We start from the raw sequence: 26,630 nt of genomic DNA on the forward strand, positions 1-26,630 counted from the left end.
TTTGCCGTTTAACCGATGTATTCCAGGCCGCCCATATAAGGACGCAGCACTTCAGGCACCTGAATGCGACCGTCGGCCTGCTGGTAGTTTTCCAGCACCGCCACCAGCGTACGGCCGACCGCCAGGCCGGAGCCGTTCAGCGTGTGGACCAGACGCGGCTTCTTGTCGGCCTTGCTGCGGCAGCGAGCCTGCATGCGGCGCGCCTGGAAGTCCCACATGTTGGAGCAGGACGAGATCTCGCGGTAGGTGTTCTGCGCCGGCAGCCACACTTCCAGATCGTAAGTCTTGCAGGCGCCGAAGCCCATGTCGCCGGTGCACAGCAGCACCTTGCGGTAAGGCAGGTTCAGCAGCTGCAGCACTTTCTCCGCATGGCCGGTCAGCTCTTCCAGGGCATCCATCGAATCTTCCGGACGGACTATCTGCACCATTTCGACCTTGTCGAACTGGTGCATACGGATCAAACCGCGGGTGTCACGGCCGTAAGAACCGGCTTCCGCACGGAAGCATGGCGTGTGCGCGGTCATCTTCAGCGGCAGAGTTTCCTCTTCCACGATCTCGTCGCGCACCAGGTTGGTCAGCGGCACTTCCGCCGTTGGGATCAGCGCGTAGTTGCTGCTGTCGGCTTCTTCTTCCAGCGGGCGGGTATGGAACAGGTCTTCGCCGAACTTCGGCAGTTGGCCGGTGCCGTACAGCGTGGCGTGGTTGACCAGGTAAGGCACGTAGGCCTCCAGGTAGCCGTGCTGTTCGGTGTGCAGATCCAGCATGAACTGGGACAGCGCGCGGTGCATGCGGGCGATTTGCCCTTTCATCACCACGAAGCGCGAACCGGTCAGCTTAACCGCGGCGGCAAAATCCAGCCCGCCGGCCATTTCGCCCAGATCGACATGATCGCGCACCGCGAAGTCGTATTGGCGCGGTTCACCCCAGCGGGTGACTTCCAGGTTTTCGCTGTCGTCTTTACCGTCCGGCACGGCGTCGTCCGGCAGGTTAGGCAGCGTCAGGGCATAATCGCGGATCTCGCTCTGCAGCGCATCCAGTTCCGCCTTGGCGGCATCCAGCTTGTCACCCAGCTCGTTCACTTCGCGACGCAGCGGCTCGATGTCTTCCCCACGCGCTTTGGCCGCGCCGATGGATTTCGATCGGGAGTTGCGTTCCGCTTGCAGCGTTTCAGTTTCTACCTGCAGAACTTTGCGGCGTTCTTCCTGCGAACGCAGCAGATCCAGATCGAGTTTAAAGCCTCGGCGAGCCAGTTTGACGGCGACTGCGTCTAGCTCATTACGCAGCAGATTGGGATCGAGCATGCTAATCCTGTGCTTGTTGTTATTGAAAGAAGTGTTGTTGTTCTATGCGGCTGATTTATAGCCGCATAAAAGAAGAGTGATACCCGCTAACCTTACCGCAACGGCCACGCTAGCGGTAGCGTTTTGTCGGGCTATTTTGATCCTGCTCAGCCAGCCATGCCAACTTTTCGCCGATTTTCCCTTCCAGCCCGCGCGAGGTCGGTTGGTAGTAGCGCGTGTTGGCCATTTCGGGCGGGAAGTAGTTCTCGCCGGCGGCGTAGGCGTTGGGTTCGTCGTGAGCGTAACGGTATTCCGCCCCCAGCCCCATCTCCTTCATCAGCTTGGTCGGCGCGTTGCGCAAATGCTCCGGCACGTCATAATCGGCCTGCTCTTTGGCGTCGCGCATGGCGGCCTTGAACGCGGTGTAAACCGCGTTGCTTTTCGGCGCGCAAGCCAGGTAAACAATCGCCTGCGCAATGGCGCGCTCGCCCTCTGCCGGCCCCACGCGGGTGAAACAATCCCAGGCGGCGATCGCCACCTGCATGCCGCGCGGATCGGCGTTGCCCACGTCTTCAGAGGCAATCGCCAACAGACGGCGCGCCACATAGAGCGGATCGCCGCCGGCGGTAATGATGCGCGCATACCAGTACAGCGCGGCGTCCGGCGCCGAACCACGCACCGATTTATGCAGCGCGGAAATCAGGTCGTAATAACGGTCGCCCTTGTTGTCGAAGCGCGCGCTGCGCTCGCCCGACACCTCCTTCAGCAGCTCCGGCGTCAGCACCCGTACGCCTTTGGCGTCGAGCTCCGCCATGTCCGCCATCATTTCCAGGCTGTTCAGCGCCCGGCGCGCATCGCCCCCCACCAGCTCCGACAGCAGGCGGCGCGTTTCCGCCGGCAGCTCGACGTTCTGGCCGCCAAAACCGCGCGCCTTGTCGTTCATCGCCTGATCCAGCACCTGGCCGATGTCTTCGGCCGTCAGCGCCTTCAACAAATAGACGCGGGCGCGCGACAGCAGCGCCGAGTTCAGTTCGAACGAAGGGTTTTCGGTAGTGGCGCCGATAAAGGTGATGGTGCCGTCTTCAATGTGCGGCAGGAAGGCGTCCTGCTGACTTTTGTTGAAGCGGTGCACTTCATCGACGAACAGGATAGTGCGGCGGCCGGCGTCGCGGTTTTGCCGCGCCCGCTCGATCGCCTCGCGGATCTCCTTGATCCCTGAGGTCACGGCGGATATCCGTTCGACGTCCGCCTGACCATAACGGCCGATCAGCTCTGCCAGCGTCGTCTTCCCGGTGCCCGGCGGCCCCCATAGAATCATCGAGTGCAGCTGCCCGGCCTCGATGGCGCGCGGCAGCGGCTTGCCGGCGGCCAGCAGGTGCTGCTGGCCGATATACTGCGCCAGCGTGGTCGGCCGCATACGCGCGGCCAACGGCTGGAACTCGTTCTGGGAAAAATCGAGCGACAGATTATTACTCACTTGCACCTCACTGGCGCTGGTCGTCCAGCGTCACCCCCTTCGGCGGGGTAAATTTGAATTTGGCCGGATCGGCGGTGACGTTCTGCTGGCTTTTCAGCGTATAAGCGCTGCGCTGGCCGTCCTGCTCCACCGCGGCGAAGCTGCGGATGGTGCCGCTGTTGGTCACGCTGATGGCGAACTGCTTCAGGTTGCCGCTGGCGGATTTCGGTGTCAGCTCGAAATCATCGCCCTTTTGCTTCACATTGTACTGCTTCCAGTCGCTGGCATTGTTGCGGGTGATCAGCATAAACGGCGTATTGCCGGTGGCGTTCTTCAGCCAAGTCGCCGTCACCTGCTCAACGAACGGGTTATAGAACCACAGGGTTTGGCCATCGGAGACCAGCACGCTCTCATCGGGTGACGTCATGTGCCAGTTGAACAGGTTCGGCCGCTTCACCCACAGCTCGCCTTCACCCTGTTGCACCGCGGCACCGTCGGCGCTGGTCACGGTTTGCGAGAAGCTGGCGTGGAAACTGTTCACCTTCGCCAGGCGACTTTGCAGATCCTGTGCGGCGTCGGCCAGCACGGAGGTAGAAGCGAATCCCGAAAGCAGACAGCAGGCAACTAACAGTTTTTTCATTATTCCAGATACCTTATGAAATGCGTTAACCGCAAGGCGGCGCCGTGCGGGTCAAATCAACCCTTTACCCCGTTACTTTACCCGAAGCCGGCGAACGGCCGGTAGGCCAATGTTCCGAGAAGAAACGGGTTTACGCTTCTTTGCACAAGGGCCGCTTAAGCGGCCCTTTCTTATTGAGTTGCAATGGCTAAACGACCATCAATCGTGCCGCGGCGGCGCCAGCACCTCGCGGTTGCCGTTGTGCCCCTGCTCGCTGACGATGCCCTGCGCTTCCATCTGTTCGATGATGCGCGCGGCGCGGTTATAGCCGATGCGGAACTGGCGCTGTACGCCGGAGATGGAGGCGCGGCGTTTATCCACCACGAAATCCACCGCCTGATCAAACAGCGGATCCAGCTCTTCGTCACCGTCCATACCGCCGCCGGCACCGCCCTCGCCGTCTTCACCGCCGCTGAGAATGCCCTCTTTATATTGGGGCCGCTCGCGCGCTTTCCAATCCTTGACCACCGCGTGCACTTCCTGATCGCGCACGAATGCGCCATGTACGCGCACCGGGATCGAGGAGTTCGGCGCCAGATAAAGCATATCACCCATGCCCAGCAAGGACTCGGCGCCCCCCTGATCGAGGATGGTGCGGGAGTCTATCTTGCTCGACACGGTAAAGGCGATACGCGTCGGGATGTTGGCCTTGATCAGGCCGGTGATCACATCCACCGAAGGACGCTGGGTCGCCAGCACCAGGTGGATGCCCGCCGCACGCGCTTTTTGCGCCAGGCGAGCGATCAACTCTTCAACCTTCTTGCCAACCGTCATGATCAGGTCGGCGAATTCGTCGACCATCACCACGATGTACGGCTCTTTCTCCAACACCGGCGGCGTGATGTCCATGCTGTCGGTCGGTTTCCAGAACGGATCCGGGATCGGACGCCCCATCGCTTCGGCCTGATCGACACGCTCGTTGTAGCCGGCCAGGTTACGCACGCCCAGGGCAGACATCAGTTTGTAGCGGCGTTCCATCTCACCCACGCACCAGCGCAGCGCGTTGGCGGCGTCTTTCATGTCGGTGACCACATCGGTCAACAGGTGCGGAATACCTTCGTAAACCGACAGCTCCAGCATTTTCGGGTCGATCATGATAAAGCGCACTTCTTTCGGCGTGGCCTTATACAGGATGCTCAGGATCATGGCGTTGACCCCGACCGATTTACCGGAGCCGGTAGTACCGGCGACCAGCAAGTGTGGCATTTTGCCCAGATCGGCCACGACCGGTTCGCCGGAGATGTCTTTACCCAATACGATGGACAGCGGCGACGGATTGTCGCGGAAGGCCGGGCAGTCCAGCACTTCGCGCAGATACACCGTTTGCCGCTTGGCGTTCGGCAGTTCCAGACCGACATAAGGCTTACCGGGGATCACTTCCACCACGCGCACCGCCGAAGTCGACAGCGAGCGCGCCAGATCGCGCGACAGGTTGGAAATGCGCGCCGCTTTGACGCCCGGCGCCAGATCCAGCTCGAAGCGGGTGATGACCGGCCCCGGCAGGATATCCACCACGTCGGCTTTTACGCGGTAATCGGCCAAACTGGCCTCCACCAGGCGCGCTTTCTGTTCCAGCGCGAAGGAGTCGACCGGCTCCACCTCTTTCGGCGCTTCGGTCAGCAGGTCCAGCGTCGGCAGCGGCGTAGTCGGCTTCTGCAGCGGCTGATCGTTGCGCATCAGGAACGGGTGAATCAAGCTGTCCATCGCCGGGTGCGGCTCGGCCGGAGCTTGCTGAGGCTGCTGCTGCACCGGTTGCTGTGGCTGCTGATATTGCTGCTGCGACGGCTGTTGATACTGCTGTTGTTGCTGCGGCTGCTGATAAGGTTGCTGCTGCGGCTGTTGGTATTGTTGCGGTTGCGCATGCGGTTGCTGAGGTTGAGCAGCCGGCGCCGCAGGCTCAAACTGGCCAAACGGCACGTCGTCCTCTTGCTCGCTTTGCTGTTCAATGCGCTCTTCAAGCTGTGGGGACAGCGTGAACATCGGCTCGCTCGGGCCATCGTCCACTAAATCCGCCATCGGCGAGAAGCTGAAAGCATTGCGGGTATCGACCGGGCTGGCGGCCGGCGCCTGCGGGGCAGTCTCTTGCTGGCCATAACGCGCCTGCTGCTGCTCGGCGAAAGCCTGACGCAGCGCAGCCTCTTGCCGCGCCTCTTCATCGTCCTGTTGGACTTCACCGTAACGTTGATTCTGTTGTTCGGCGAACGCCTTGCTCAGCTCGGCTTCCTGCTGAGCATTTTCATCATCCTGCTCCGGCTCGTAGCTTTCGCCATAGCGCTCGCTTTGCTGCGTGGCGAACGCCTGGCGCAGCGCGGCTTCCTGCAGCGCCTCTTCTTCCTGCGGATTTATCGCCGTCGGCTGTTGAGGCTCCGCCTGGCGCTGTTCCTGTTCGGCAGCACGCTGCGAAGGCAGCTTGATGCCGTAGGAAGCCAGCTCACGACGGGTCGGAATACGCACCGGATTCGGCCGCGGCAACTCAGGGCCGATACCCTGTTTAACCTGAGAATTGCCGTCGCTGGTCGCCGTGAAGGCCGGCATAAAGGTCGCCGCCGCGGCGCCCGCAGCGGCAGCGGCTGCCGTATCCAGTTGTGGCTTGGCGCCGGCGGCGCTGAAACCACCTGCTCCGCTGACGTCGGCACTGTCGCGCTGCGCGGCGGTAAAATCAAAGGGAGAACGCGCTGCCGGCTGCGGGGCCGGCTCTTGCCAATTGCCCAGGCGCGGCTCATCGTCATCCTGATAAGGATCGACAGGACGCGTCGCCTTAGGCGCAGGCGTTTCTTCCGGGATCTCGAAGGAATACAGCGGCGGCGTAGCGTCTTGCGCCGGCGCACTTACCGGGTGCTGATTGACCGAGGCCGGCGCGGCCGGCGCCACCGTTACCGACGGCGCCTGAGCGGCGATCGGCGCAGCAACGGGCTCGTGGATCTCTGCCTTCACCGTCGGTGCAGGCGAAGCCGCCGGCGCGCTGGGTGCGGCTTCTGCTTCAAACTCGCCATCGTCGGCGCGCAGGCCGCTGAGCAACGGATCGGCGGCGTCTTCCGCCGCCGCTTTGGCGCTTTCGGTGACCGAAGGCGCGGAGAACAGCACGTCGTCATCGGCGGCCGCAGCTCCGGCGGCGGTCGCGGCAACCGCTGCGGCGGCGCCCTTCCCTGCCTGCTCAGGCTCGTCGTCAACGTAACGCTCGTCATCCTCGAAATAGCGCTCTTCGCGACGTGAGCGATTGGTCATCACCGTCGCAACGCCCAACACCGCCCCGCCGATCTTCTCGGCGATCACCAGCCAGGACCAGCCGGTAAACAGCGTCAACCCCGCCGCCCATACGCACAGCAGCGCCAGCGTGGCGCCGATGCCGTTGAACCACGGCAACATGGCGTTGCTCAGCAGGCTGCCGATCACGCCGCCGGAGGCGAAGTAATAGAGATCGTCGACGTTCAACGCCGCCAACCCGCAGGAGGTGAGCACTAACGCCAGGGTGCCGATCAGGCGCAGGGAAAGCGCGAAATAGTCGATGTAGTCTCTGTTGCTGCGTTGGCGATAAGCCGCCCAGCACAGGACCAGCATGATCGGCGGTATCGCGTAGGCGAGCACCCCGAAGGTGAAGAACAGCGTATCGGCCAACCAGGCCCCGACACCGCCGCCCAGATTGTGAATCGGCTCATGCCACGCGGTCTGCGACCAGCTTGGGTCAGACGGGTTGAAACTGACCAACGCAGCCATGAGGTAAACGGCAAAAATCGCTACCACGATAAGCACAGCTTCCAGCAAACGCCGGCCACTGCTGAGTCTTTTCAGGGTAACTTCTTTATCTTCTGTATATTCCTGGCTCAAGAAAGGCTCTCCAGGTTCCTGTTAGCTGACATAGCAACAGCGCCGAGAAACTGCCCCGGCGCCGAAACTGTATGAATAAACAGGAGTGTAACCAATTTAATCAGGTTTTGCACCTGCACCTTACCGTGTTTTGATAACCAGACGGTTACTCTGTTTCACTTCTTCCATCACTACGTAGGTACGGGTGTCGTTAACCCCCGGCAAACGCAGCAAGGTTTCGCCCAGCAATTTGCGGTAAGCCGACATGTCCGGTACGCGGGTTTTCAACAGGTAGTCGAAATCGCCGGAAACCAGATGACACTCCTGAATCTCTTCAAGCTTCTGCACTGCCGAGTTGAATTGCTCAAACACATCCGGCGCGCCGCGGTTCAACGTGATCTCCACGAAAACCAGCAGGGACGCATCCAGATAATGCGGGTTCAGCAATGCGGTATAGCCATGAATGAAACCCTGGCGCTCGAGACGGCGCACGCGTTCCAAACATGGTGTCGGGGATAACCCCACGCGCTTCGAAAGCTCGACGTTCGAAATACGCCCATCCTTCTGCAGCTCATTCAGGATGTTGCGGTCGATACGGTCAAGATCTTTACCCGGGCGTTTCTTGTTGTCTGCCATTATTATTGTCTCTCTTATTTTCTTCCGTGCACTTGCCACACCCTAGCCAACGTCAATGTGTAAGGGTTCGTTCCAAGCGAAGACCCGATGCCTGTCATGTGCTTCTTCACTACCATCATTCCACGCCGCGCAGCCTGTCTGTCCAACTCCGCGCAGCGCCGGCAACGATATTTCGGTCGAGAAAAAATCAGCAAACGCTTGCGCGCCCTGCTCCGCACTCCCGCTGCGTATCGTCGCCTTGCGGCGCAAATACGTACGATTTGCTGGTGTTACGGGGATAATTTCTTCTTCCTATGATGTTTTCGCAAATGCGCAGCGGATTGTCAAAGTAAAAGAAGCAAAATCAGAACAACGTACCGTCATGAAAAGTCTGCATCCCATTTTTGATTATGAATCGCTGGCTGATAAACCCCGGTCGGGAGCGGCGGAAGCCGCAGAGTGCGCCGTTTTTGCACGGTTGGCGATTCGCTGGCCGAATGCGGCTTTGATAAGTTAAATTTCTGCGTTCGACGACCGATTTACCGACAACGGATGCATTAATAGGCGACAACTATCATACAAATCGTTAACAACGTCGCCCGGCGCTTTTTTTACTGCGCCATTTTCCCTACAATCGGCTTCATTGTCCGCCATTGTGGAATAAAGAGGTTATTCATGGGCACGGCTAAACATAGCAAATTACTGATTCTGGGTTCCGGCCCGGCCGGTTACACCGCCGCCGTCTACGCGGCGCGCGCCAACCTGAACCCGGTGCTGATCACCGGTCTGGAACAAGGCGGCCAGCTGACCACCACCACCGAAGTGGAAAACTGGCCCGGCGACGCCGAAGGCCTGACCGGCCCGGCGTTGATGGAGCGCATGCGCGAGCACGCGGAGAAGTTCCAGACTGAAATCGTCTTCGACCACATCAACAGCGTCGATCTGCAGCAGCGTCCGTTCCGACTGTTCGGCGACAGCGGTGAATACAGCTGCGACGCGCTGATCATCGCGACCGGCGCCTCCGCCCGCTATCTTGGCCTGCCTTCCGAAGACGCGTTCAAGGGCAAAGGCGTTTCCGCCTGCGCAACCTGCGACGGTTTCTTCTACCGCAACCAGAAAGTCGCGGTGGTCGGCGGCGGCAATACCGCCGTTGAAGAAGCGCTGTACCTGTCCAACATCGCCGCCGAGGTTCACCTGATCCACCGTCGCGACAGCTTCCGTTCGGAGAAAATCCTGATCGACCGGCTGATGGAAAAAGTGAAAAGCGGCAACATCGTGCTGCACACCGACCATACGCTGGACGAAGTGCTGGGCGATGAAATGGGCGTGACCGGCGTGCGTATCCGCAGCACCAAAGCGGAAAACGAAACCCGTGAGCTGGAACTGGCCGGCGTGTTCATCGCCATCGGCCACAGCCCGAACACCGGCATCTTCGGTGGTCAGCTGGAGCTGGAAAACGGCTACATCAAGGTGCAGTCCGGCATTCACGGCAATGCGACCCAAACCACTATCCCCGGCGTCTTCGCCGCGGGCGACGTGATGGATCACATCTACCGTCAGGCGATCACCTCCGCCGGCACCGGCTGCATGGCGGCGCTGGACGCAGAGCGTTATCTGGACGGCATCGCCGGCGCAGAAGTCTGCTAAGACTTACTCGCCATCAGCAAAAAGCGGCTCTCGAGCCGCTTTTTTTGTTTCTGGGTTCAGCAATCTCTCCCTCCCATCTGTTATAGCCATATTTGCCCGCTTTATTCTTTTCAGTCTGCCGGGTCACGAGGTAACATGAGGCCTCGCTTGTTTGTCGCCGATTGCGCCAAACACTATTATTTAACAGTACGTTAACCCAGCCCGTAACAAACGGGCGCCGGCGACGCAGACGCATATCTGATGAAAAAAACCAGACAGCAACAGTTAACCCGTTGGCTTAAAACCCAGAGTTCGTTAGCGCAGCGTTGGCTGCGCCTTTCCATGCTGTTGGGGCTGTTCAGCGGCCTGCTGATCGTGGCGCAGGCGTGGCTGCTGGCCAGCCTGCTGCACGCCCTTATCATCGAACACACCCCGCGTGAGCAACTGATCCCTTCGTTTATCTGGCTGGCCGTCGCGTTCGCGCTGCGGGCGCTGCTGAGCTGGCTGCGGGAACGGGTCGGTTTTCTGTGTGGGCAGGTGATCCGCCAGCGTATGCGCCGGCAGGTGCTGGATAAGCTGCAGCAGCTCGGGCCGGCCTGGATCCAGGGCAAACCGGCGGGCAGTTGGGCCAGCATCATCGTCGAACAGATCGAGGATATGCAGGACTATTACTCGCGCTATCTACCGCAGATGTATCTGGCGGTGTTTATCCCGCTGCTGATCCTGATCGCCGTCTTCCCGATCAACTGGGCCGCCGGTTTGATTCTGTTGGCGACCGCGCCGCTCATCCCGCTGTTTATGGCGCTGGTGGGCATGGGGGCAGCCGACGCCAACCGCCGCAACTTTGTGGCGCTGGCGCGATTGAGCGGTAACTTCCTCGACCGCCTGCGCGGCCTGGACACCCTGCGGCTGTTCGACCGCGCGCAGGCCGAAACCGCGCAGATCGCCAAATCCTCCGAAGACTTCCGCAGCCGCACCATGGAAGTGCTGCGCATGGCCTTCCTCTCCTCCGGCGTGCTGGAGTTCTTCGCGTCGATCTCCATCGCCGTAGTGGCGGTGTATTTTGGCTTTTCTTACCTCGGCGAACTCAACTTCGGCAGCTATGGCCTCGGCGTAACGCTGTTTTCCGGTTTTCTGGTGCTGATTCTGGCGCCGGAGTTCTTCCAACCGCTGCGCGATCTCGGCACCTTCTATCATGCCAAGGCGCAGGCGGTCGGCGCGGCGGAAGCGCTGGAAACCTTCCTCAGCGCCGAAGGCGAGCAGATGGGCAACGGCACGCGGAAGTTGCCCGCCGATCAACCGCTGACGCTACAGGCGAACGAATTGGAAATTCTGTCGCCGAACGGCGTGCTGCTGGCCGGGCCGCTGAGTTTCACCCTGCAACCGCAGCAGCGCGTGGCGCTGGTCGGGCTGAGCGGCGCCGGCAAAAGTTCGCTGCTCAATTTGCTGCTCGGTTTTCTGCCCTACCGTGGGTCGTTGACCGTCAACGGCATCGAACTGCGTGACCTGTCCGCAGAGAACTGGAGGCAGCAGCTGAGCTGGGTCGGGCAAAACCCGCACCTGCCGGCGCAAACCTTGCGCGCCAATATCCTGCTGGGCTGCCCGCAGGCCGACGAAGCGCAGCTGCAGCAGGCGGTGGAACACGCCTACGTCAGCGAGCTGTTGCCGTATCTGCCGCAGGGGCTCGACACCGAAGTGGGCGATAACGCCGCCCGCCTGTCGGTCGGCCAGGCGCAGCGCGTGGCGGTCGCCCGGGCGCTGATCGGCCCGCGCCGCTTGCTGCTGCTCGATGAACCGGCCGCCAGCCTCGATGCCCATAGCGAACAACGGGTGATGCAGGCGTTGAATGCCGCTTCGCATCAACAAACCACCCTGCTGGTGACGCATCAGCTGGAAGATACCGAAGACTACGATCAGATTTGGGTGATGGATAACGGGCGTATCGTGCAACAGGGCGATTACGCCACCCTCAGCGCCCAACCGGGCCTGTTCGCCACTCTGATCGCCCACCGCCGCGGGGAGCTTTAATCATGCGCGTGTTGCTGCCGTTTTTGGCGTTGTATCGCCGCCATAGCCTGCTGATTAGCCTGGGCATCATTTTGGCGATCGTCACCCTGCTGGCCAGCATCGGCCTGCTGGCGCTCTCCGGCTGGTTCCTGGCCGCCTCTTCGCTGGCCGGATTGGCGGGCCTGCTAACCTTCAACTACATGCTGCCCGCCGCCGGCGTGCGCGGCGCGGCGATCTTCCGCACCGCCGGGCGCTACGCCGAGCGTGTGGTCAGCCACGACGCCACCTTCCGCGTGCTGTCGCACCTGCGGGTGTTCACCTTCAGCAAGATCCTGCCGCTGACGCCGGGCGGCATCGCCCGTTTCCGCCAGGCCGACCTGCTCAACCGCCTGGTGGCGGATGTGGACACGCTGGATCATCTTTATCTGCGGGTGATCTCGCCGCTGATCAGCGCGGCGGTGGTGATCCTGGTCGTCACTTACGGCCTGAGCTGGCTGGATCCTGCACTCGCCCTGACGCTGGGTGGCATTCTGCTGCTGCTGCTGCTGCTGGTGCCGCCGGTGTTCTATCGCGCCGGCAAACCGATCGGCGGCCAACTCACCGCGCTGCGCGGTCAATACCGCACCGACCTGACCGCCTGGCTGCAGGGGCAGGCGGAACTGGTGGTGTTCGGCGCCGTCAACGACTTCCGCCAGACGCTGAACGCCACCGAACAGCGGTGGCAACGCCGCCAGTGGCAGCAGGCCTCGCTGAGCGGCAAGGCGCAGGCGCTGATGATCCTCGCCAGCGGGCTGACGGTGACGCTGCTGCTGTGGCTGACCGCCGCGGGCATCGGCGGCGATACCCAACCCGGCGCGTTGATCGCGCTGTTTGTCTTCGCCGCGCTGGCGTCGTTCGAAGCGCTGATGCCGGTGGCCGGCGCCTTCCAGCATCTCGGTCAGGTGATCGCCTCCGCCACGCGGGTCAAACAGATCATCGATCGCCAACCGGAAGTCACCTTCCCTGCCGCCGGCCCGGCCGCTGCCGATCGGGCGCAGCTCAGCCTGCAGCAGTTGAGTTTCACCTACCCCGATCAGCCGCAGCCGGTGCTGCGCGACGTTACGCTCGAGGTGGCGGCCGGCGAACACATCGCCTTGCTCGGCCGCACCGGCTGCGGCAAGTCCACACTGCTACAGCTGCTGACCCGCGCCTGGCGCACCGACGGCGGCAAAATTCTGCTCAACGGCGAACCGCTGGAGGATTATGATGAAACCACGCTGCGCCGAATGACCACGGTCGTCAGCCAGCGAGTGCATATCTTCAGCGATACGCTGCGGGAAAACCTGCGGCTAGCCGCACCGGATGCCGACGACGCTCGTTTGAGTGACGTCCTGCAGCAGGTGGGGCTCGGCAAATTGCTGGCCGGCGACGGCGGACTGAACGCCTGGCTCGGCGAAGGCGGCCGGCAGCTGTCCGGCGGCGAACAGCGCCGACTGGGCATCGCACGCGCGCTGCTGCATCCGGCCCCGCTGCTGCTGCTTGACGAACCGACCGAAGGGCTGGACGCCGAAACCGAACAGCAGATCCTGGCGCTGCTGCGCCGGCATTGTCAGGGCAAGACGCTGATCCTGGTGACGCACCGCCTGTATGGCTTGGAACATCTCGACCGCATTTGCGTGATGGACGACGGCCAAATTGTCGAACAGGGCGATCACGCCACCCTGATGCGCCAGCAGGGCCGCTATGCCCGCTTTCGCAACCGTATCAGCAACCTGGCGCCTTAATCGGCCCGTAGAGGACGCAGAGACCCTGTATGCGCATCGTTAAGCTTTCCCCCCAGTCGCTGGCGTTTCCCTCGCCTGAGGGCGCCCTGCGCGATCCCAACGGCCTGCTGGCGATCGGCGGCGATCTCACGGCGCCGCGGCTGCTGGCGGCCTATGAGCGCGGCATCTTCCCCTGGTATTCGCCGGGAGAGGCCATCCTGTGGTGGTCGCCCGATCCGCGTGCGGTGCTGTTCCCGGCCGAGTTTCATCTTAACCGCAGCCTGAAACGCTTTCTGCGCCACGATCCGTTTCGCATCACGCTCAATCACGACTTCGCCGCGGTGATCGCCGCCTGCGCCCAGCGGCCGGATGAAGGCACCTGGATCGGCCCGGAGGTGCAGCGCGCCTATCAGCATCTGCATCGCCTCGGCTACGCGCACTCGGTGGAGGTCTGGCAGGATGATCAACTGGTTGGCGGCATGTACGGCGTGGCGCAGGGCGCGTTGTTCTGCGGCGAATCGATGTTCAGCCGCGTCACCAACGCCTCAAAATGCGCATTGATGGCCTTTTGCCGCCATTTTGCCGCTTATGGCGGGGAATTGATTGACTGCCAGGTGCTGAACGCTCACACTGCCCGCCTTGGCGCGCGTGAAATTCCGCGCCGTCAATTCTTGCAGCAGCTCAGCACCCTTCAACGGCGGCCTTTGGCACCGGCGTGCTGGGAGCCGCAAGTCATATCCCCACAGCCGGTTGAACCGCCCTATCCAGTAAACTAATTGATGGAAACGGTGCAATGTTCACCGACACATCTTTACATAATGGGGGTTTTTCGGCATTATCTTGCCGGTTAAAAACTAAGGTAGTTAGACCTAGAGGATTCGATGGCCAAAGAAGACAATATTGAAATGCAGGGCACCGTTCTTGATACGCTGCCCAACACCATGTTCCGCGTTGAATTGGAAAACGGGCACGTGGTAACCGCACACATCTCCGGTAAAATGCGTAAAAACTATATCCGCATCCTGACGGGCGACAAAGTCACTGTAGAGCTGACCCCGTACGACCTGAGCAAAGGCCGCATTGTCTTCCGTAGCCGTTAATCGGCTCACCGCGCGCCACACGCTGGCGGCATCGAGGATGTAATCCCTCGGGAGCCCTTTCCGTTTACCCCCGCAGCGACGTTAAACAACGGGTTGCAGGTGCGCAGGTAAACTGAGAGGGCTCACTCGTTTCTGTTGTACGGTGAATCTCACCCATAAAAAAAGCGATGCCGAAGCATCGCTTTTTCTTTGCCTGAAGGCAGCCTTAGTGCACCGCGCCCTCGTCCGCCTTGCGCTTGGCGGCGCTGAGGAAGTGGTAAGTCAGCTGTTTCTTGTCCTTGTCCAGCTCGACCTTCACGGAACCGCCGTCCACCAGCGAACCGAACAGCAATTCGTTGGCCAACGGTTTCTTCAGGTTTTCCTGCATGACGCGCGCCATCGGACGAGCGCCCATCGCACGGTCGTAGCCCTTCACCGACAGCCAGTCGCGCGCTTCGTCGCTCACTTCCAGCGAGACGCCCTTCGCATCCAGCTGCGCCTGCAGTTCGACGATAAACTTGTCGACCACCTGCTGGATCACCTCGGTAGACAGATGGTTGAACCAGATGATGTTGTCCAGACGGTTGCGGAATTCCGGCGTAAACACCTTCTTGATCTCTTCCATCGCGTCGGTGCTGTTGTCCTGCTGCACCAGGCCGATCGACTTGCGTTCGGTTTCCCGCACACCGGCGTTGGTGGTCATCACCAGGATCACATTGCGGAAGTCCGCCTTGCGGCCGTTGTTGTCGGTCAGCGTACCGTTGTCCATCACCTGCAGCAGCAGGTTGAACACGTCCGGGTGCGCCTTCTCGATCTCATCGAGCAGCACCACCGCATGCGGATGCTTGATCACCGCATCGGTCAGCAGCCCGCCCTGATCGTAACCGACGTAGCCCGGAGGCGCGCCGATCAGACGGCTGACGGTATGCCGCTCCATGTACTCGGACATGTCGAAACGCAGCAGCTCGATATCCATCGCCTTGGCCAGCTGTACGGTGACCTCGGTTTTCCCGACCCCGGTCGGCCCGGCGAACAGGAAGGAACCGACCGGTTTGCGCTCGTGGCCCAGACCGGCGCGGCTCATCTTGATCGCTTCCGTCAACGCTTCGATCGCCTGATCCTGGCCGAATACCAGCATCTTCAAGCGATCGCCCAAGTTTCTCAGCACGTCGCGATCGCTGGCCGACACGGTTTTCTCCGGGATGCGAGCGATACGCGCCACCACGGATTCGATATCGGCCACGTTGACGGTTTTCTTGCGCTTGCTGGCCGGCATCAACCGGCTGCGGGCGCCCGCCTCGTCGATCACGTCGATCGCCTTGTCCGGCAGATGGCGATCGTTGATGTATTTCACCGACAGCTCCACCGCGGCGCGGATCGCCTTGGCGGTATAACGCACGTCGTGGTGCGCTTCATACTTGGTCTTCAGGCCGTTGATGATCTGAACGGTCTCTTCCGCCGTCGGTTCGGTGATATCGATCTTCTGGAAACGGCGCGCCAGAGCGCGATCCTTTTCGAAGATGTTGCTGAACTCCTGGTAGGTGGTCGAGCCGATCACCCGGATCTTGCCGCTCGACAGCAACGGTTTGATCAGGTTGGCGGCATCCACTTGCCCGCCGGAAGCCGCACCGGCGCCGATGATGGTGTGAATTTCATCGATGAACAGGATGCTGTTCTGATCCTGTTCCAGCTGCTTGAGCAGCGCCTTGAAGCGTTTCTCGAAGTCGCCGCGGTATTTGGTGCCGGCCAGCAGTGAACCGATATCCAGCGAATACAGCGTGCAGTCCGCCATTACTTCCGGCACGTCGCCCTGCACGATACGCCAGGCCAGGCCTTCGGCGATGGCGGTCTTGCCCACGCCGGATTCGCCGACCAGCAGCGGGTTGTTTTTACGACGACGGCACAGCACCTGAATCGCGCGCTCCAGCTCACGATCGCGGCCGATCAGCGGATCGATGCCGCCCACACGGGCCAACTGATTGAGGTTGGTGGTGAAGTTTTCCATACGGTCTTCCCCTCCGGACTGCTCTTCGTTCACCGGGTTTTCCGCATTCGGCGCTTGGCCCGGCTCGTCTTTACGCGTGCCATGTGAAATGAAGTTCACCACGTCGAGACGGCTGACGTCGTGCTTGCGCAGCAGATAGGCCGCCTGCGATTCCTGCTCGCTGAAAATAGCCACCAACACGTTGGCGCCGGACACTTCGCTGCGGCCGGAGGATTGCACATGGAAGACCGCGCGCTGCAGCACGCGCTGGAAGCTGAGCGTCGGCTGAGTGTCGCGCTCTTCTTCGCCGGCGGGCAGCGTCGGTGTGGTTTGTTCGATGAAGGCTTCCAGCTCCTGGCGCAACGCGGCCAGATCCACCGTACATGCCTCAAGCGCTTCTCGCGCGGCAGGGTTGCTCAGCAACGCCAGCAACAGGTGCTCCACGGTCATAAACTCGTGTCTGTGCTCACGCGCCCTGGCGAAAGCCATGTTGAGACTGAGTTCCAGTTCTTGATTGAGCATAAGCACCTCCCCAATAGATTGCCTTATTCAGGCTTTTTCCAGCGTACAAAGCAACGGATGCTCGTTCTCCCTTGCGTACCGGTTCACATGGACGACTTTGGTTTCCGCCACCTCGGCGGTAAAAACACCACAGATCGCCTTGCCTTGATAGTGGACCGTGAGCATCAGTTGCGTTGCGCGTTCAATATCATAAGAAAAGAACTTTTGCAGAACGTCAATCACAAATTCCATCGGTGTGTAATCGTCGTTGTTAAGTATAACTTTATACATAGACGGCGGTTTTACCGCATCGATTTGTTTTTCTTCGGCCAAGTGTTCAAAGTTTAGCCAATCGTTGTTATTGCCCATCGCTGCTCATCTTCTCTGCTCTGCCCTCTGATATGGGGACAGGTTTCGGTTATTCAAAGTGGGGATAGTTACTATTTTATCATCTTCGGCATCGTCCCGCCGCACTGTAACGTGCGCAAAAAAACGGGCCAATTGTGACTGAATCGTGGCAATAGCGTTACCTGCTTCAAACTTTGGTGAACTGCTCCCCGCCGACAAAAGCCGATCCCTTGACGCCCCGATCATTTGCTCTAGAGTGTAAATTCGTGGCTGGTGGTCTTTTAACCACCCCTTGTCCACCCTGCTACTCGCCCACGGCGAGTGCGAAATCAGTTATTCATCTCACTTAAAATAGCGTTGCGAGGGATGTAAAAGCATGGAGACGGGTACTGTTAAATGGTTTAACAACGCCAAAGGTTTTGGCTTCATCTGCCCAGCCGGCGGCGGCGAAGATATTTTCGCGCATTATTCCACAATCAAGATGGATGGTTACAGAACGTTGAAGGCGGGCCAGCAGGTCAGCTTTGACGTGCATCAAGGGCCCAAAGGCAACCATGCCAGTCTTATTGTGCCAGTGGAAAGCGAGGCGCTGTCCTAAACGCTTCCGGCAGCGTCGCGCTGCACTGACTCTGACTGCGATAAAAATGCCAGCCGCCGTGTGACTGGCATTTTTTATGCCTGTGACTTACTCGCGCGCCAGCGCATCGATCGGATTCAGCCGCGCGGCATTGCGCGCCGGCAGATAGCCGAACACCACGCCGATGCCGGTGGAACAGAGGAACGCGCTCAGCAACGCCGCCGGCGGGAAACTGATCTGCCAACCCGGCAACACCAGCTGCACCGCCAAACCGATAGCGAACGACAACGTAATCCCCAGCGCGCCCCCCACCAGGCAGACCAAGACCGCCTCGATCAGGAACTGCTGCAACACATCGCCCGAACGCGCGCCCACCGCCATGCGGATGCCGATCTCGCGCGTGCGCTCGGTCACCGACACCAGCATGATGTTCATCACGCCGATGCCGCCCACCACCAGCGAAATCACCGCCACCAGCGTCAGGAACAGCTGCAGCGTGCGAGTGGTTTTCTCCGCAGTTTGCACCAGGCTGTCCATGTTATAGGTGAAGAAATCCTTCTTGCCGTGGCGCAACGTCAGCAGACGCGACAGCTGTTGTTCCGCTTCCTTGCTGTCGTAGCCGTCGCGGATGCGCACGGTGATCGAATCGAAATAGCTGTTGCCCATCAGCCGGTTGGCCATGGTGCTGTACGGCACCCACACGTTCAGCGTCTTGCTGCTGCCGAACATCGACTGCTTCTCTTTAGCCACGCCGACCACCGTCGCCGGCATGTTGCCCACCAGGATCACCTCGCCTACCACGTTTTTTTGGTGCGGGAACAGCCGCCGTTGGGTATTGGCGTCGATCACCACCGTCTGCGCCTGTGACTGCACCTGCATCGGGTCGATGCCGACGCCCTGGGTAAAGCTCATGCCGTACACGCGGAAGAACTGCTCGCTGACGCCGTTGACGTTGGCCGCCGCGTCGACGTTACCCAGCCGCAGCCGCATGCTGCTGCTGATGCTCGGCGACAGCGCGCTGATGTACGGCTGTTCGCGCAGCGCGTCGAGATCGCCGTATTTCAACGATTGCCGGTAGGTCGGATCGTCGTCGCCGAAGTCCTTGCCGGGGTAGATATCGACGGTGTTGGTGCCGATCGATTTGATGTCCGCCAGCACCATCTGCTTGGCGGCGTCGCCGATCACCAGGATCGATACCACCGAGGCGATGCCGATAATGATGCCGAGCATGGTCAGCGCAGTGCGCATCTTGTTGGCCGCCATCGCGCGCCAGGCCATGACCAGCGCTTCGCGAAAGCGGCCGCCCATCTGCCGCCAGGAAGGCGCCGCGGCGGCCAGCGCCAGCGGCTTGGCCTGGGCATCCTCCGACGGCGCCGGACGGGAATCGGCGATGATTTCGCCGTCGCGGATCTCGATGATCCGTTCAGCCTGGCGCGCCACCGCCGGATCGTGAGTCACCAGGATCACCGTGTGGCCCTGGGCGCACAACTGTTTGAGGATCGCCATCACCTCTTCGCCAGAATGGCTGTCGAGCGCGCCGGTCGGCTCATCCGCCAGGATCACCTGCCCGCCGTTCATCAGCGCGCGGGCGATACTGACGCGCTGCTGCTGGCCGCCGGAAAGCTGGCTCGGCCGATAGTTGACGCGCTCCCCCAGCCCCAGACGGCGTAACAGTGCCTCCGCCCGTTCGCGCCGCGCCGCTTTGCCCAGCCCGGCGTACACCGCCGGCACCTCGACGTTATGCGCCGCGCTCAGGTGCGGCAGCAGATGATAACGCTGAAAGATAAAGCCGAAATGCTCGCGCCGCAGTTGCGCCAGCGCATCGTCGCTCAGCGTCGCCACGTCCTGGCCGGCCACCCGATAGACGCCGGCGCTCGGCTTGTCCAGGCAGCCGAGGATGTTCATCAGCGTCGATTTGCCGGAGCCGGAAGCCCCCATGATCGCCACCATTTCACCGGCGTCGATGCTCAGACTGATCCCCTTCAGCACCTCCACCGTCTGCTCGCCGGAACGGTAGCTGCGGCGGATGCCGTTCAGCTGCAACAGCGCCGCCATCAGCCGGCCTCCACGCCGCCGCGGCTGACGATCACCTCATCGCCCGCCTCGAGCCCGCTGAGGATCTGCACATCGATATTGTTGCGCAGGCCAATGGCCACTTCACGCTTCTCTTCCTTGCCCTGTTTCAGCACCGAAACGTGGTAGCGATTGTCGGCGATCTGATCGCCCAGCGCCGCCAGCGGGATCACCAGCGCCTGCTGGACGCCGGCCAGCTGAATGTGCACCTGCGCCGTCATTTGCAAGCGCAGCAGCCTTTCCGGGTTGGGCACTTCGAAACGCGCGTAATAGAAGATGGCGTTGTTGACCTTTTCCGGCGTCGGCTGAATGTCTTTCAGCACGCCGTCGAAGCGCCGGGTCGGATCGCCCAGCACCGTGAACCAGGCCTTCTGACCCGGTTTGAGGTTAATGACGTCGGCCTCCGAGACCTGCGCCTTCACCAGCATGGTGCCGAGATCCGCCAGCGTCAGAATGTTCGGCGCCTGTTGCGCCGCGATCACCGTCTGGCCCTGCAGCGTGGTGATCTGCACCACGTCGCCATCCATCGGCGCTTCGATGCGGGTATAGGCCAGATTGATCTTGGCGGTATCCAGGCTGGCCTGGTTGCGGGCGATCTGCGCATTGATGGTGCCTACCTGCGCCTTCTTCACCGCCAGCTGCGTCGCCGCCTGATCCAGATCCTGACGCGATACCGCCTGCAGTTTGGCCAGCGCCTGGTTGCGCTGCAGCGTAACCGCCGCCAGCTGCTGTTCCGCCTGCGCCTGCAACAGCTGCGCATGCAGCTCGCGCAGCGTCGCCTCGCCTTCACGGATGCTGTTCTGCGCCTGTTGCGGATCGATAACCCCCAGCAACTGACCTTTTTTCACCTTGTCGCCGATCTCGACATACAGCTTTTCCAACTGCCCGCTGACCTGCGCGCCGACGTCAACCTTGCGCACTGCGTCCAGCTGGCCGGTCGCCAACACGTTCTGCTGCAGGTCGCGCTTGGTGACCTTTACCGTTTTGAAATCGGTCGGCGCCGGATGGCGGAAGTGCCAAACGGCCGCCGCGGCAATCGCCGCAATCACCGCCAGTGCGAGTATCCAGCGGCGTTTATGTCCTTTAAACCCTGTCAAAATTGACCTGCCTGTGCTTGTGAATATCGACCGCCCATTGCGGCGGCGGAGCTAAATTAGCACGCACCGTAGGGAATAACTAAACCTTAGCTCAACACAATGTGGAGACACGCTTGGTTACAGTTCGGCATTGAACTCCCGTTTAGTGAAGCCTTGATGAAATAGCGCCATTCAACACAGCCAAGGATTTCATCATGTCACAGCTCAGCTACCCACTCGCCTCCGCCCGGCCGCTTAACGGCTGGCAACTGATGACGGCGCTGATCAATGGCGAAAAGGCACCGAGCAACGCCTGGAAAAAAACCTCGTTTCGCCTGAAGTTTCTCGGCCGTTCGCTGCTCAACTGGCGCACCACCAGCGGCCTGCTCAGCACCCTGGCCAGCAATCCGCTGCTGGAGGAGATCCTGAGCGCGCAGCCGAACCTGCCGTGCAAACTGCATCGTCCCTACCTGGCGGCCAACATGAGCAAGATCGAATGCCTGTTCGCCCTGCGCGATCATTACGATCTCATCGTACAGCGCATGCCGCTGAAGATGCGCCTCGGCCACCTCGGCCCGCACGCCTTCGTGCTGGCCAGCGCGATGGGCAAGAACGAAGCGCCGATCACGCTGGAGCTGGCGGCGATCGACAAACTGAATAAGGAAGGGGAAGCCACGCTGCTGCTGCGCAACGCCAACGGCGTGATGCTGGCGGAGATCACCTTTGCGCTGATGCATTATCAGCAGCAGCCGACGTTGTTCATCGGCGGCCTGCAGGGCGCGAACCATGACGTGCCGCACGCCGAGATCCAGCACACCACCAAAGAGTGTCACGGCCTGTTCCCTAAACGGCTGGTGCTGGAAGGCATCTGCACGCTGGCGCGGCACCTCGGCATCCGCCAGATCGTGGCGGTCGGCAACGCCACCCATATCTATCAAAACTGGCGCTACCAGAGTAAGAAGAAGGACAAGCTGCACGCCGATTACGATCAGTTCTGGCTGTCGATGGGCGCCAAACCGCTCGACAGCGGCTATTTCCTGCTGCCCGAACGCATCGCCCGCAAGCCGATCGAAGAGATCGCCAGCAAGAAGCGTGCCGAGTATCGCCGCCGCTATCAGCTGCTGGACGAGCTGGAACAGGGATTGGCGGCGCACTTCTGCGCCCGATAACGCCCGGCGGGCCGTCAGTCCGCCCGGCCGCGCGCCAGCCAGATCACCCGTGAGAACATTTTCTTCAGCAGCGGCGGCACCGAGTCCGTGCCCCATTCGCCGGCCTGCATCGCGACCTCGATCGCCAGATCCGGCTTCGAAGAGTGGTGGACCGCTTTCAGGATCACCTTGCGCACCGGCATCTGCGCGTTGATCGGCACCGACGCCATTCGGTGATAGACCGGGGCGAACCCTTCGCGGAACATGAAGTGTTCCATGTCCGGCGCCGGCAGCGCGGTCAGCCGATCGCGTTCGTTGTCTTCATGATTGTCCAGCAGGCTGCGCACGGTGTTGGCGTACTTTTTGCCCGCCTCATCGCCGTCCACCAGCGCATGCCACTCGATGCCCATGCGACGGGCAAAGCGCAGCAGCGGCTTCAGGCCGCACTGAGCGAACTCGATGACCCTTACTCCTTCCGCCTCGAAATGATAGCCGCACTGGCGCGCCAGTTCGTTCAGCAGCCACACTTCGGTCTCGCCCTCCACCAGCAGCCAGCAGCGGGCGAACAGCGACGACGGCCGGTTGAAACGGATGTGAAACGCGATGCGCCGCCCGTCTTCGGCGCTCAACCCTCGCGGCCCGAGACGATAGGTCGCGACGCGGCCCGACTCGCGCACCAGCCGGCACACGTGCTCCACCGGCACCAGCGACACCAATTCGCTGGAGTTGGTGGTGGTGATGCGCTGCAGCGGCAGCTGATTGAGCAGTCCCCAGGCCACCGACAGCATGATCGGATGCAGGCGAGTTTCCGGGTCTTCCACCAGCAGCAGCGGCCGGGCGTGCGGATCCAGCTTGACGTCGCCCTTGGCCTGCAGCAGGGTGGAAAACATGCCCAGCAGGATCAGACGCATGCTGCGGCTGTTCGGCTCGGCGACCATGCGGTTGATGCCGTCCAGCGCGCGCCAGGCGTCCTGCTCCGGTTCACCGCCGCGGCGGCGCGGCCGCGCCACCTGCGAGCTCTGCTCGGCAAAGTAGTGCTCGAGCAACTGCTGCATCGCCGCCAGCCCCTGACGCAGCTCGCCGTTGGTCAGCTTCTGTGGATTGCGCACCAGCTCGCGCGTCAGCTGATCCAGCTGCTGCGCCAACGCCTGCGTATCGGGTTTGCGTTCATCGCCGAGGCTGCTGGGGCGCAGGCGGCGAATAAAGCGCGCGTCGCGCAGGCGCAAAACCGGGTGGATGCGGATGATGGCGTGGGCCAGCTGTTCGATATGGTGCAGTTGAAAGGCGTTGCCGTCGGCGTCGAGAAAACCGCGCCAGGTGCACACCGTGCCGTCATCGGCCAGCTCGCCCTCGCAGCGGTAATGAATGCGGCTCAGGCCGTCTTCCCCCTTGACCCACAACGGCGTCAGATGGCGGTAGCGCGGCAGGTGCGCGTGGCCGATGTCTTTCTCGCAGAAGGTGAATACCACCTGCAGGTGGCGCTCTTTGGCCGCCTCCTCACCGGGGGGAAAATGGAAGTCGTGCGCTTCAAATCGATACAGTTTCTGCTCCGGCGCCAGCAGCAGCGTCAGCGCATCCAGCAGGCTGGATTTACCCCAGGCGTTTTCGCCGAGCAACAGCGTATTGTCGTCCAGCATCAGGGACAGCCGATTAATACCGCGAAAACCTACAATTTCGATACGCTCCAAGAACATCTGCCGCCTCCCGTGCGCGCCGTCGCCTCTTCAATGAGGAGACTTTCACAGAGCATGGTCAAAAAACCCCTTGCAGGTCAAGCGGCCAGCGTCAAATCTGCCGCTTTACTCCGGCCGGGCTTTTGGTTAGCGTGTGCTCCTCGCCGCCGTTCGTCGCGCATCAAAACTCAAGGACACTCGTTGCACCATGTACTCAGGACTGTTGATTATTCTGTTACCGCTGATTGTCGGTTACCTCATTCCCTTACGCCATCGCCCGCTGCTGGTGCTTATCAACCGGCTGCTGAGCTGGATGGTGTATGTGATCCTGTTTTTCATGGGCATCAGCCTGGCGTTTATGGAGAATCTCAGCAGCAATCTGATGCTGATCTTCCAGTACAGCGCGGCGTTCTTCTTCTGCATTCTCTGCGCCAATCTGCTGTTGCTGGCGCTGCTGGAGCGGCGCATGCCGTGGCGCAGCAGCCATAAACAGGAAAAGCTGCCTTCGCGCGTGCATATGGCGCTGGAGTCGCTCAAGCTGTGCGGCGTGGTGCTCGGCGGCTTCCTGCTCGGCCTGACGCAGTGGCAATGGCTGCAGTTCGCCCATAAAGGCAGCGAATATGCGCTGATCTTCCTGCTGTTGCTGGTCGGCATTCAGCTGCGCAACAGCGGCATGACGCTGCGCCAGATCGTGCTCAACCGCCGCGGCACGCTGGTGGCGCTGGCGGTGGTCGTCGCGTCTCTGGCCGGCGGCGCGCTGGCGGCGCAGCTGCTGGGGCTGCCGGTCAAGGCCGGGCTGGCGATGGCCTCTGGCTTCGGCTGGTACTCGCTGTCCGGCATTCTGATCACCGACGCCTACGGCCCGGTGATGGGCAGCGCCGCGTTCTTCAACGATCTTGCGCGCGAGCTGGTGGCGATCATGCTGATCCCGACGCTGGTGCGCCGCAGCCGCTCCACCGCCCTCGGCCTGTGCGGCGCCACCTCGATGGACTTCACCCTGCCGGTGCTGCAGCGCAGCGGCGGACTGGACATGGTGCCGCCCGCCATCGTGCACGGTTTTCTGCTGAGCCTGCTGGCGCCGGTGCTGATCGCCCTGTTCTCCTGATCCTTTCCCCTTGGGGGTCACCCGGCCCCCAAAGCGTAATCATTCCCATCCGCACGGCAAAATTGCGCTAAATCAAACTTGCCCGCAGTAGTCGCACAAAACCCTTTTGCAACCCCGATCGCCGATCTATGCTTTTAAACAAGCATTATAAATGCAACTTTAAAAATAAAAGGAAGCGACTATGTTCTGTGTGCAATGTGAACAAACCATTCGAACCCCGGCAGGCAACGGCTGCGCGTATGCTCAGGGCATGTGCGGCAAAACGGCGGAAACCTCCGATCTGCAGGATCTGCTGGTGGCGGCGCTGCAGGGCCTCTCCGCCTGGGCGCTGCAGGCGCGTTCGCTGGGCATCGTCGACCACGAAATCGACAGCTTCGCCCCGCGCGCCTTCTTCTCCACCCTGACCAACGTTAACTTCGACTCCCAGCGCATCATCGGTTACGCGCGGGAAACCCTGCTGCTGCGCGACTCGCTGGCCGCCCGTTGCCGGCTGCTGGATGCCGGCGTGCGCGTCGATCACCCGATGGCGGCGCTGCAGCTGGCCGGCGACGCTATGCCTGCGCTGCTGCAGCAGGCGGCGCAGTTTGCCCTCGACAGCGACAAGGCCGAGGTCGGCGACGACGTACACGGTTTGCGCCTGCTGTGTCTGTATGGCCTGAAAGGCGCGGCGGCCTATATGGAACACGCGCACGTGCTCGGCCAGTTCGACGAACAGCTCTATGCCGACTACCACGCTTTCATGGCCTGGCTCGGCACCCGGCCGCGCGACGTCGACACCCTGCTGAACAACGCCATGGGCATCGGCAAGATGAACTTCAACGTGATGGCGATCCTCGATCGCGGTGAGACCCAGGCCTACGGCGATCCGCAGCCCAGCGCGGTCAACGTGCGCCCTGTAGCCGGGAAAGCCATTCTGATTTCCGGCCACGATCTCAAAGATCTGCGCATGCTGCTCGAGCAAACCGAAGGGCAAAACGTCAACGTCTACACCCACGGTGAAATGCTGCCGGCGCACGGCTATCCGGAACTGAAAAAATTCAAGCACCTGGTGGGCAACTACGGCAGCGGCTGGCAAAACCAGCAGACGGAATTCGCCAAATTCCCCGGCCCGATCGTGATGACCTCCAACTGCATCATCGATCCTAACGTCGGCAACTATGGCGATCGCATCTGGACCCGCAGCATCGTCGGCTGGCCGGGCGTCAACCATCTGGAAGGCGACGACTTCGGCGCCGTGATCCGCCAGGCGCAGGGCATGAACGGCTTCCCTTACACCGAGATTGAGCACCTGATCACCGTCGGCTTCGGCCGCCAGACGCTGCTGAACGCCGCCGACACGGTCATCGACCTGGTGTCGCAGAAAAAACTGCGCCACGTCTTCCTGGTGGGCGGCTGCGACGGCAGCCGTGACGAACGCAGCTATTTCACCGACTTCGCCCGCAGCGTGCCGCAAGACTGCCTGATCATGACGCTGGCCTGCGGCAAATACCGTTTCAACAAGCTGGATTTCGGCACGCTGGAAGGGCTGCCGCGCCTGCTGGACGTCGGCCAGTGCAACGACGCCTACTCTGCCATCATGCTGGCGGTCAAGCTGGCGGATACGCTCGGCTGCAGCGTCAACGAGCTGCCGCTCAGCCTGGTGCTGTCGTGGTTTGAACAGAAGGCGATCGTCATTCTGCTGACGCTGCTGTCGCTGGGGGTGAAAAACATCGTCACCGGCCCGACCGCGCCGGGCTTCCTGACCGACAACCTGATGGCGATCCTCAACGAGAAATTCGGCCTGCGTCCGATCACCACCGTCGAGCAGGATATCGCAGCGCTGCTCGCCTGATGCCGTTACGTTATGGGGCCGCCTGC

The 26,630-nt window shown here is 61.4% G+C and carries 20 protein-coding genes; 10 read left to right on the forward strand and 10 right to left on the reverse strand.

Annotated elements, in window-relative coordinates:
* Positions 1-8: 8 nt before the first annotated feature.
* From serS to lrp, 5 genes are all read right to left on the reverse strand, one after another.
* Complete coding sequence (gene serS, locus ACSBQV_RS06770) at positions 9-1,301, reverse strand: serine--tRNA ligase (protein ID WP_033642556.1); 1,293 nt, start codon at positions 1,299-1,301, stop codon at positions 9-11.
* A 109-nt stretch (positions 1,302-1,410) separates the two neighbouring features.
* On the reverse strand, positions 1,411-2,697 hold the full coding sequence (locus ACSBQV_RS06775; RefSeq protein ID WP_046897122.1) for a replication-associated recombination protein A: 1,287 nt from the start codon (positions 2,695-2,697) through the stop codon (positions 1,411-1,413).
* 67 nt (positions 2,698-2,764) lie between these two features.
* Positions 2,765-3,376 (reverse strand): outer membrane lipoprotein chaperone LolA, encoded by a 612-nt coding sequence (lolA, locus tag ACSBQV_RS06780; protein ID WP_033642555.1) that lies wholly within the window; start codon positions 3,374-3,376, stop codon positions 2,765-2,767.
* Between the two features lie 198 nt (positions 3,377-3,574).
* Positions 3,575-7,240 carry a DNA translocase FtsK 4TM domain-containing protein gene (locus tag ACSBQV_RS06785; protein WP_099783652.1) on the reverse strand — a complete coding sequence of 1,222 codons (3,666 nt, stop codon included), beginning with the start codon at positions 7,238-7,240 and terminating at the stop codon, positions 3,575-3,577.
* A gap of 120 nt (positions 7,241-7,360) precedes the next feature.
* Positions 7,361-7,855, reverse strand: coding sequence for a leucine-responsive transcriptional regulator Lrp (gene lrp / locus ACSBQV_RS06790; protein WP_004928318.1), 495 nt, complete (start codon positions 7,853-7,855; stop codon positions 7,361-7,363).
* 55 nt (positions 7,856-7,910) lie between these two features.
* On the opposite strand from lrp, the gene ACSBQV_RS06795 reads away from it, so the two are divergent.
* The 6 genes from ACSBQV_RS06795 to infA all read left to right on the forward strand — a co-directional run bounded on the left by ACSBQV_RS06795 (position 7,911) and on the right by infA (position 14,309).
* Entirely contained in the window at positions 7,911-8,351 is a 441-nt protein-coding gene (locus tag ACSBQV_RS06795; RefSeq protein ID WP_143557060.1) for a hypothetical protein, read from the forward strand.
* A 158-nt stretch (positions 8,352-8,509) separates the two neighbouring features.
* A complete protein-coding gene (trxB, locus tag ACSBQV_RS06800) occupies positions 8,510-9,481 on the forward strand; it encodes a thioredoxin-disulfide reductase (RefSeq protein WP_019454557.1) in 972 nt (323 codons plus the stop codon).
* 240 nt (positions 9,482-9,721) lie between these two features.
* A complete protein-coding gene (cydD, locus tag ACSBQV_RS06805; protein WP_099783650.1) occupies positions 9,722-11,488 on the forward strand; it encodes a heme ABC transporter permease/ATP-binding protein CydD in 1,767 nt (588 codons plus the stop codon).
* 2 nt (positions 11,489-11,490) lie between these two features.
* A complete protein-coding gene (gene cydC, locus ACSBQV_RS06810) occupies positions 11,491-13,230 on the forward strand; it encodes a heme ABC transporter ATP-binding protein/permease CydC (RefSeq protein WP_099783648.1) in 1,740 nt (579 codons plus the stop codon).
* A gap of 29 nt (positions 13,231-13,259) precedes the next feature.
* A complete protein-coding gene (gene aat / locus ACSBQV_RS06815; RefSeq protein WP_099783646.1) occupies positions 13,260-13,985 on the forward strand; it encodes a leucyl/phenylalanyl-tRNA--protein transferase in 726 nt (241 codons plus the stop codon).
* Positions 13,986-14,090: 105 nt separating this feature from the next.
* Complete coding sequence (gene infA, locus ACSBQV_RS06820) at positions 14,091-14,309, forward strand: translation initiation factor IF-1 (RefSeq protein WP_002211347.1); 219 nt, start codon at positions 14,091-14,093, stop codon at positions 14,307-14,309.
* A gap of 205 nt (positions 14,310-14,514) precedes the next feature.
* Here infA and clpA read toward each other — a convergent pair whose 3' ends face one another.
* Positions 14,515-16,794, reverse strand: coding sequence for an ATP-dependent Clp protease ATP-binding subunit ClpA (gene clpA / locus ACSBQV_RS06825; protein WP_025302261.1), 2,280 nt, complete (start codon positions 16,792-16,794; stop codon positions 14,515-14,517).
* A 27-nt stretch (positions 16,795-16,821) separates the two neighbouring features.
* Positions 16,822-17,142 carry an ATP-dependent Clp protease adapter ClpS gene (gene clpS / locus ACSBQV_RS06830; RefSeq protein WP_004928347.1) on the reverse strand — a complete coding sequence of 107 codons (321 nt, stop codon included), beginning with the start codon at positions 17,140-17,142 and terminating at the stop codon, positions 16,822-16,824.
* 355 nt (positions 17,143-17,497) lie between these two features.
* Here clpS and cspD point away from each other — a divergent pair, with 355 nt between their 5' ends.
* Positions 17,498-17,719 (forward strand): cold shock-like protein CspD, encoded by a 222-nt coding sequence (gene cspD / locus ACSBQV_RS06835; RefSeq protein ID WP_004928349.1) that lies wholly within the window; start codon positions 17,498-17,500, stop codon positions 17,717-17,719.
* Positions 17,720-17,806: 87 nt separating this feature from the next.
* Here the strand turns inward: cspD and macB are convergent, their stop codons facing one another.
* Together macB and macA are read right to left on the reverse strand one after the other, a co-directional pair.
* Complete coding sequence (macB, locus tag ACSBQV_RS06840) at positions 17,807-19,753, reverse strand: macrolide ABC transporter ATP-binding protein/permease MacB (RefSeq protein WP_099783644.1); 1,947 nt, start codon at positions 19,751-19,753, stop codon at positions 17,807-17,809.
* The gene (macA, locus tag ACSBQV_RS06845) at positions 19,753-20,868 is read right to left on the reverse strand and encodes a macrolide transporter subunit MacA (protein ID WP_033642548.1); all 1,116 of its coding nucleotides are present in this window, start codon (positions 20,866-20,868) and stop codon (positions 19,753-19,755) included. The genes macB and macA overlap by 1 nt, the downstream gene beginning before the upstream one ends.
* A gap of 194 nt (positions 20,869-21,062) precedes the next feature.
* On the opposite strand from macA, the gene ACSBQV_RS06850 reads away from it, so the two are divergent.
* A complete protein-coding gene (locus ACSBQV_RS06850) occupies positions 21,063-22,016 on the forward strand; it encodes a VirK/YbjX family protein (RefSeq protein WP_033642547.1) in 954 nt (317 codons plus the stop codon).
* Positions 22,017-22,030: 14 nt separating this feature from the next.
* Here ACSBQV_RS06850 and ACSBQV_RS06855 read toward each other — a convergent pair whose 3' ends face one another.
* Positions 22,031-23,689, reverse strand: coding sequence for an ATP-dependent endonuclease (locus tag ACSBQV_RS06855; RefSeq protein WP_033650660.1), 1,659 nt, complete (start codon positions 23,687-23,689; stop codon positions 22,031-22,033).
* A 187-nt stretch (positions 23,690-23,876) separates the two neighbouring features.
* Between ACSBQV_RS06855 and ACSBQV_RS06860 the strand changes: the two genes are divergently transcribed.
* Entirely contained in the window at positions 23,877-24,773 is an 897-nt protein-coding gene (locus tag ACSBQV_RS06860) for a lysine exporter LysO family protein (protein ID WP_033642544.1), read from the forward strand.
* Between the two features lie 181 nt (positions 24,774-24,954).
* The gene (gene hcp / locus ACSBQV_RS06865) at positions 24,955-26,604 is read left to right on the forward strand and encodes a hydroxylamine reductase (RefSeq protein ID WP_015377309.1); all 1,650 of its coding nucleotides are present in this window, start codon (positions 24,955-24,957) and stop codon (positions 26,602-26,604) included.
* Positions 26,605-26,630 lie beyond the last annotated feature (26 nt).

Origin of the sequence: Serratia sp. B501 (genome assembly GCF_051172315.1) — a bacterium.
Lineage (GTDB): Bacteria > Pseudomonadota > Gammaproteobacteria > Enterobacterales > Enterobacteriaceae > Serratia > Serratia ureilytica.